The following is a 2,108-nucleotide window of genomic DNA, read 5'->3' on the forward strand; positions in this document are numbered from 1 at the left end:
AGGCGCTGCTGCTGTACCTGCAAGCGTTCGAGGACCAGCCCGGCGTCAGCCTGCCGTGGCGCGTCCTCGACTATGAACGCCTGGCCGGCTGGCTGGGCACGGCGCAAGCGCTCGATCCGCGCAGCCAGTACGCGCTGGTGGCCGCCAGCGAGGTCTACGCCGGCGTGGCCGACCCGGCCCGCGCGCGGCGCATGCTGGACTTTATCGCCGCCAGCTTCGCCGCCGATCCGGCGCGCCGCTGGCCCGCCATGGCCCAGGCCGTGCTGGTGGCCAAGCACCAGCTGCACGATCTGCCGCTGGCATTGCGCTACGCGCGCCAGCTGCGCCTGCTGGCGACGGCGCCGCAGGTGCCCCACTGGGTGCGCGAAATGGAAGCCTTCATTCTCGAAGACATGGACCAGCTCGACAGCGCCCGCCTGGTGATCGGCGGCCTGATCGCCAGCGGCCAGATCAGCGACCCGCACGAGCTGGCGTTCCTGGCGCGCAAGCTCGACGCACTGGCCGATGAAATTGCCGTAAAGAAAGCAACATTGGCGCACTGACATGGCGCTGCGCACTGCGGCGCACAGGCCATTCACGCGTCCCGCCATTTGCAGTAAACTGCCCCGTAAAGTGCCTACGCGGGCCCACGTTCTTGATAAGGAAATCCCATGCTCCCACGCCGCCAGCAAGGCTTCACGCTCGTTGAAATCGCCATCGTCCTGGTCATCATCGGCTTGCTGCTCGGCGGCGTGCTGAAGGGACAAGGCCTGATCGACAGCGCCAAGGTCAAAAACATCATCCAGCAATCGAATTCGCTGACGGCCGCCGTGAATGCCTACCAGGACAAGTTCCGCGCCCTGCCCGGCGACGATATCCAGGGCACCGTGCACGTGCCCAATTCAGCCGGCAACGGCAATGGCGACGGCCAGATCGGCGACGGCCAGCCGCGCGAATTCACCCTGGCGCCGCAGCACCTGGCGCTGGGCGGCTTCATCACGGGGTCCTACAACGGCACCTCGCAATTCATGACCAGTGCCCAGGGCGGCGCCGTCTACCTGTACAACGACGAAGTGGGCGGACGGGCCGGCAACGGCATCCGTTTCGACAACCTGCCCGCCGGCTACGCGGAACAGATAGACAGCAAACTCGACGACGGCATTGCCAGCACGGGCAGCGTGCGGGCGAACATGCCATATGGCAATACCGGTGCTATCATTCCCCGCACCGCCGTCTTCTTCTGACCAGGCAGTCACTATCATTCAGGGACGCTGCGCCTGCGCTGCCGTTCCCCGCCATCGTTTCGCGCCCGTCGCGCATCATTGAAAGGAATACCATGCAATCGCACCGCAAACTCCTCGTTTCCCTGGCTGCCGCTGCCGCCTTGCTGGCGGGCAGCGCCCACGCGCAGTACGTGGGCCCGTCCACCGGTCCTGACGCGCCCAAGACGGTCGCCGCCATCCTGAAAAACCCTGTCGACGACCAGGCCGTCGTGCTGCGCGGCCAACTGCTGCGCAAGGTGGGCAACGAGAAATACACCTTCTCCGACGGCACGGCCGAGATCCGCGTGGAAATCGATGACAAGGTCTTCATGAACCGCAAGATCGACGCCAAGACCCAGGTGGAAATCCGCGGCGAAGTGGAGAAAGACTTCATGGAAAGCCCGGAAATCGACGTCAGCGTGCTGACCGTCGTGCCGTAACACCGTCCAACTCCTTCCCCGCCGCTCCCGCCGTCCTGGCGGGAGCCTGTTTCCCTGTCGCCGCCCGCCAGCCGCGGCGCATCGGCATTCTGTGTGCCCTGCGCAACTCTTTTTTCACCTCAGAAACTAGGCTTGTCAGAACAATCAATTTCGTCTAGCATCTTTTCATTCAACGTCAGCCAGCGCCAGCGTGAGCGGGCCTGTCGACTCATCCATTCTGGGAGCCTTCCGGGTGCAAGATTTGCCTTCGATACGCTCAAGAATTTCATGGCTGGTGCTCGCCTGTGTCATTCCAACGGCGCTGGTATTTTTCCTGCTGGTGGCGCAAAGCTACACGCGCGAACGCAGCCATGTCGTCAGTGAAACAGCGCAGGCGGCACGCGCCGTCGCGGCCGCCGTCGAACGCGACCTGGACGGCGCCCGGCTG

General features: G+C 64.5%; 3 protein-coding genes. All 3 read left to right on the top strand.

Translation table 11 applies throughout. The features are described 5' to 3' along the window. The coding region (locus JaAD80_RS27845) for a hypothetical protein (protein WP_102299379.1) at positions 1 to 542 on the top strand (542 nt) is incomplete at its 5' end. A 108-nt stretch (positions 543 to 650) separates the two neighbouring features. Beyond that, the gene (locus JaAD80_RS27850) at positions 651 to 1,223 is read left to right on the top strand and encodes a prepilin-type N-terminal cleavage/methylation domain-containing protein (RefSeq protein WP_102299381.1); all 573 of its coding nucleotides are present in this window, start codon (positions 651 to 653) and stop codon (positions 1,221 to 1,223) included. Positions 1,224 to 1,315: 92 nt separating this feature from the next. Beyond that, complete coding sequence (locus tag JaAD80_RS27855) at positions 1,316 to 1,681, top strand: YgiW/YdeI family stress tolerance OB fold protein (protein ID WP_102299383.1); 366 nt, start codon at positions 1,316 to 1,318, stop codon at positions 1,679 to 1,681. Positions 1,682 to 2,108: the final 427 nt, after the last annotated feature.

The organism is Janthinobacterium sp. AD80 (assembly GCF_002878455.1).
Lineage (GTDB): Bacteria > Pseudomonadota > Gammaproteobacteria > Burkholderiales > Burkholderiaceae_D > Janthinobacterium.

Bases quoted from the DNA above. Each gene is read 5' to 3' on its own strand.
- JaAD80_RS27850 (WP_102299381.1), top strand. From the start codon at position 651: ATGCTCCCACGCCGCCAGCAAGGCTTCACGCTCGTTGAAATCGCCATC.
- JaAD80_RS27855 (WP_102299383.1), top strand. From the start codon at position 1,316: ATGCAATCGCACCGCAAACTCCTCGTTTCCCTGGCTGCCGCTGCCGCC.